The sequence below is a fragment of the Curtobacterium sp. MCPF17_047 genome (genome assembly GCF_003234045.1).
Classification (GTDB): domain Bacteria; phylum Actinomycetota; class Actinomycetes; order Actinomycetales; family Microbacteriaceae; genus Curtobacterium.
Genome location: NZ_QKSF01000031.1, coordinates 1 through 5,652, shown reverse-complemented (window position 1 = coordinate 5,652; position 5,652 = coordinate 1). Strand labels below are relative to the sequence as shown.

The 5,652-nt window shown below is 55.6% G+C and carries 3 rRNA genes; all 3 read left to right on the top strand.

Annotation, left to right across the window (positions count from 1 at the left end):
• The first annotated feature begins 221 nt into the window (after positions 1-221).
• Positions 222-1,743, top strand: a 16S ribosomal RNA gene (locus DEJ33_RS16760).
• Positions 1,744-2,194: 451 nt separating this feature from the next.
• Positions 2,195-5,323, top strand: a 23S ribosomal RNA gene (locus DEJ33_RS16755).
• A gap of 200 nt (positions 5,324-5,523) precedes the next feature.
• Positions 5,524-5,640 (top strand): 5S ribosomal RNA (gene rrf / locus DEJ33_RS16750).
• Together the 16S, 23S and 5S rRNA genes form the textbook arrangement of a ribosomal RNA operon.
• Positions 5,641-5,652: the final 12 nt, after the last annotated feature.

The window sequence follows — 5,652 nt, the reverse complement described above, 5'->3', positions numbered from 1 at the left end:
CAGCCTCTCTGGCGTGACATCGTGTTGGTGTTGTGTGGGGAGTGCGTCTGGTCCTTGAGAACTCAACAGCGTGCACATTGTCAATGCCAATTTTATTGACCTCGTGCTCGATCGGTTTCGGCTGGTCGGGTCATGAAGCAATTCCTTTTGGATTGAAGATTGTCAGTAGACAGTCAACAGTCAAGATCAACTCGCTGACACTTCGGTGTTGGTTGTAATTTTTTACGGAGAGTTTGATCCTGGCTCAGGACGAACGCTGGCGGCGTGCTTAACACATGCAAGTCGAACGATGATGCCCAGCTTGCTGGGCGGATTAGTGGCGAACGGGTGAGTAACACGTGAGTAACCTGCCCCTGACTCTGGGATAAGCGTTGGAAACGACGTCTAATACTGGATATGATCACTGGTCGCATGGCCTGGTGGTGGAAAGATTTTTTGGTTGGGGATGGACTCGCGGCCTATCAGCTTGTTGGTGAGGTAATGGCTCACCAAGGCGACGACGGGTAGCCGGCCTGAGAGGGTGACCGGCCACACTGGGACTGAGACACGGCCCAGACTCCTACGGGAGGCAGCAGTGGGGAATATTGCACAATGGGCGAAAGCCTGATGCAGCAACGCCGCGTGAGGGATGACGGCCTTCGGGTTGTAAACCTCTTTTAGTAGGGAAGAAGCGAAAGTGACGGTACCTGCAGAAAAAGCACCGGCTAACTACGTGCCAGCAGCCGCGGTAATACGTAGGGTGCAAGCGTTGTCCGGAATTATTGGGCGTAAAGAGCTCGTAGGCGGTTTGTCGCGTCTGCTGTGAAATCCCGAGGCTCAACCTCGGGCTTGCAGTGGGTACGGGCAGACTAGAGTGCGGTAGGGGAGATTGGAATTCCTGGTGTAGCGGTGGAATGCGCAGATATCAGGAGGAACACCGATGGCGAAGGCAGATCTCTGGGCCGTAACTGACGCTGAGGAGCGAAAGCATGGGGAGCGAACAGGATTAGATACCCTGGTAGTCCATGCCGTAAACGTTGGGCGCTAGATGTAGGGACCTTTCCACGGTTTCTGTGTCGTAGCTAACGCATTAAGCGCCCCGCCTGGGGAGTACGGCCGCAAGGCTAAAACTCAAAGGAATTGACGGGGGCCCGCACAAGCGGCGGAGCATGCGGATTAATTCGATGCAACGCGAAGAACCTTACCAAGGCTTGACATACACCGGAAACGGCCAGAGATGGTCGCCCCCTTGTGGTCGGTGTACAGGTGGTGCATGGTTGTCGTCAGCTCGTGTCGTGAGATGTTGGGTTAAGTCCCGCAACGAGCGCAACCCTCGTTCTATGTTGCCAGCGGGTTATGCCGGGGACTCATAGGAGACTGCCGGGGTCAACTCGGAGGAAGGTGGGGATGACGTCAAATCATCATGCCCCTTATGTCTTGGGCTTCACGCATGCTACAATGGCCGGTACAAAGGGCTGCGATACCGTAAGGTGGAGCGAATCCCAAAAAGCCGGTCTCAGTTCGGATTGAGGTCTGCAACTCGACCTCATGAAGTCGGAGTCGCTAGTAATCGCAGATCAGCAACGCTGCGGTGAATACGTTCCCGGGCCTTGTACACACCGCCCGTCAAGTCATGAAAGTCGGTAACACCCGAAGCCGGTGGCCTAACCCTTGTGGAAGGAGCCGTCGAAGGTGGGATCGGTGATTAGGACTAAGTCGTAACAAGGTAGCCGTACCGGAAGGTGCGGCTGGATCACCTCCTTTCTAAGGAGCATCTGGTCAGTGCTGTTCACCGTTTGGTGGGTGGTGGCTGGTCCAGGCGCCTGATTCGGACCGAACGTGTCCGACGGGTAGCTCATGGGTGGAACATTGACAGTGCAGTTGGGAGTGATGCTTCCGATCTTCAGTACACCGGGTTCGCCTGGTTGGAACGGGTCGGGGGTGGAGCTGCTGGCTGGTGCACGTTGTTGGGTCCTGAGGGACCAGGCTTCCTGCTGACACGAGAGTGTTGGGAGGGGTTGGGCCGTTGGGTCCTTCGTTGGGCCGCATGATGTCAGACCGGTTTGGTTTGGGGGAGTGTGGTGCCGATCGTATGTTGAGAACTACACAGTGGACGCGAGCATCTTTAGATTCGTGTCATCCGAGACCGGTTGGTTGCCCTTGTGGTGGCTGGTGTGGTGTCGGTGTGACGTTGGATCGCAATTTTAATCTTTGTGGTCAAGTTTCTAAGAGCAAACGGTGGATGCCTTGGCATCTGGAGCCGAAGAAGGACGTAGAAATCTGCGATAAGCCTCGGGGAGCTGATAATCGAGCTGTGAGCCGAGGATTTCCGAATGGGGAAACCCCGCCAGGCGCTTTTGTGACCTGGTGACTCCCGCCTGAATATATAGGGCGGGTAGAGGGAACGTGGGGAAGTGAAACATCTCAGTACCCACAGGAAGAGAAAACAACATGTGATTCCGTGAGTAGTGGCGAGCGAAAACGGATGAGGCTAAACCGATCATGTGTGATAGCCGGCGGGCGTTGCATGGTCGGGGTTGTGGGACACGTCACTCAGTTCTGCCGGACTGGGACGGTTACAGCGCATCATAGTCGAACCGGTTTGAAAGCCGGGCCGTAGTGGGTGCCAGCCCCGTAGACGAAATGGTGTTATGGCCGGATGTGTATCCCAAGTAGCACGGGGCCCGAGAAATCCCGTGTGAATCTGTCAGGACCACCTGATAAGCCTAAATACTCCCAGATGACCGATAGCGGACAAGTACCGTGAGGGAAAGGTGAAAAGTACCCCGGGAGGGGAGTGAAATAGTACCTGAAACCGTTTGCTTACAAACCGTCGGAGCCTCCTTTGTAGGGGTGACGGCGTGCCTTTTGAAGAATGAGCCTGCGAGTTAGCGATATGTGGCGAGGTTAACCCGTGTGGGGTAGCCGTAGCGAAAGCGAGTCTGAATAGGGCGATTCAGTCGCATGTCCTAGACCCGAAGCGAAGTGATCTATCCATGGCCAGGTTGAAGCGACGGTAAGACGTCGTGGAGGACCGAACCCACTTCAGTTGAAAATGGAGGGGATGAGCTGTGGATAGGGGTGAAAGGCCAATCAAACTTCGTGATAGCTGGTTCTCTCCGAAATGCATTTAGGTGCAGCGTTGCGTGTTTCTCGCCGGAGGTAGAGCTACTGGATGGCCGATGGGCCTCAACAGGTTACTGACGTCAGCCAAACTCCGAATGCCGGTGAGTGAGAGCGCAGCAGTGAGACGGTGGGGGATAAGCTTCATCGTCGAGAGGGAAACAACCCAGACTACCAACTAAGGCCCCTAAGCGTGTGCTAAGTGGGAAAGGATGTGGAGTTGCACAGACAACCAGGAGGTTGGCTTAGAAGCAGCCACCCTTGAAAGAGTGCGTAATAGCTCACTGGTCAAGTGATTCCGCGCCGACAATGTAACGGGGCTCAAGCACACCGCCGAAGTTGTAGATTTCGCACACTAGACAAGCCTTCGTGGTTCAGTCGTGCGGAGTGGTAGGAGAGCGTCGTGTGGCGAGTGAAGCGGCGGAGTGATCCAGCCGTGGACGCCACACGAGTGAGAATGCAGGCATGAGTAGCGAAAGACGGGTGAGAAACCCGTCCTCCGAAAGACCAAGGGTTCCAGGGCCAGGTTAATCCGCCCTGGGTAAGTCGGGACCTAAGGCGAGGCCGACAGGCGTAGTCGATGGACAACGGGTTGATATTCCCGTACCGGCGAACAACCGCCCAAGCTAATCCAGTGGTGCTAAGAGTCCTAACCCGGCACTTGTTGATCCCTTCGGGGTGAGACGGGCCGGTCTAACGCTCGACCCCATGCTGGTGCGGTTAGCGTATGAACAGGTGTGACGCAGGAAGGTAGCTGAGCCAGGCGATGGTATCCGTAAGGTGATCCTGGTGTAAGGATGTAGGGCTGACGATAGGCAAATCCGTCGTCTGTATGCCTGAGACCCGACGCGTACCCGTAAGGGGAATTCAGTGATCCTATGCTGCCGAGAAAAGCATCGACGCGAGGTTGCAGCCGCCCGTACCCGAAACCGACTCAGGTGGTCAGGTAGAGAATACCAAGGAGATCGAGATAATCGTGGTTAAGGAACTCGGCAAAATGCCCCCGTAACTTCGGGAGAAGGGGGGCCGGACGCGTGACCGGATTTACTCCGTGAGCGTTGAAGGCCGCAGAGACCAGTGGGAAGCGACTGTTTACTAAAAACACAGGTCCGTGCGAAGTCGCAAGACGATGTATACGGACTGACGCCTGCCCGGTGCTGGAAGGTTAAGAGGAAGGGTCAGCTTCACGGCGAAGCTCTGAATTTAAGCCCCAGTAAACGGCGGTGGTAACTATAACCATCCTAAGGTAGCGAAATTCCTTGTCGGGTAAGTTCCGACCTGCACGAATGGCGTAACGACTTCCCAGCTGTCTCAACCGCGAACTCGGCGAAATTGCACTACGAGTAAAGATGCTCGTTACGCGCAGCAGGACGGAAAGACCCCGTGACCTTTACTACAGTTTGGTATTGGTGTTCGGAGTGGCTTGTGTAGGATAGGTGGGAGACTGTGAAGCGGGCACGCTAGTGTTCGTGGAGTCATTGTTGAAATACCACTCTGGTCACTTTGGATGTCTAACGTAGGACCCTGATCGGGTTCATGGACAGTGCCTGATGGGTAGTTTAACTGGGGCGGTTGCCTCCCAAAGAGTAACGGAGGCGCCCAAAGGTTCCCTCAACCTGGTTGGCAATCAGGTGGCGAGTGTAAGTGCACAAGGGAGCTTGACTGTGAGACTGACAGGTCGAGCAGGGACGAAAGTCGGGACTAGTGATCCGGCAGTGGCTTGTGGAAGCGCTGTCGCTCAACGGATAAAAGGTACCTCGGGGATAACAGGCTGATCTTGCCCAAGAGTCCATATCGACGGCATGGTTTGGCACCTCGATGTCGGCTCGTCGCATCCTGGGGCTGGAGTAGGTCCCAAGGGTTGGGCTGTTCGCCCATTAAAGCGGTACGCGAGCTGGGTTTAGAACGTCGTGAGACAGTTCGGTCCCTATCCGCTGCGCGCGTTGGAAATTTGAGAAGATCTATCCCTAGTACGAGAGGACCGGGATGGACGAACCTCTGGTGTGTCAGTTGTTCTGCCAAGGGCACCGCTGATTAGCTACGTTCGGACCGGATAACCGCTGAAAGCATCTAAGCGGGAAGCCGTCTTCGAGATGAGATTTCCATGCACCTTGAGTGTGAGAGGCTCCCAGCAGACTACTGGGTTGATAGGCCGGATGTGGAAGCGGGGACTAACGACCCGTGGAGCTGACCGGTACTAATAAGCCGAAGACTTGACACACACTTTTTTCCTGACCCTTTCGGGGGTCGGGGCTCGCGTCCACTTTGTGGTTCCCGACAGACGATCGGGAATCAAACTGAATAGTTTAGCTACCCCACCGGTGTGGGGTGTCGACAATCCGTTTCGGGTTGCAGGCACCAACCCGTTGGTGGGGGATAGCTGGAACCTGTTTGATCCGGAAATGATCGGGTCGATGGTGTTCCGGTGGTCATAGCGAGAGGGAAACGCCCGGTCACATTCCGAACCCGGAAGCTAAGCCTCTCAGCGCCGATGGTACTGCAAGGGGGACCTTGTGGGAGAGTAGGACGCCGCCGGACTTCTTTTCATGA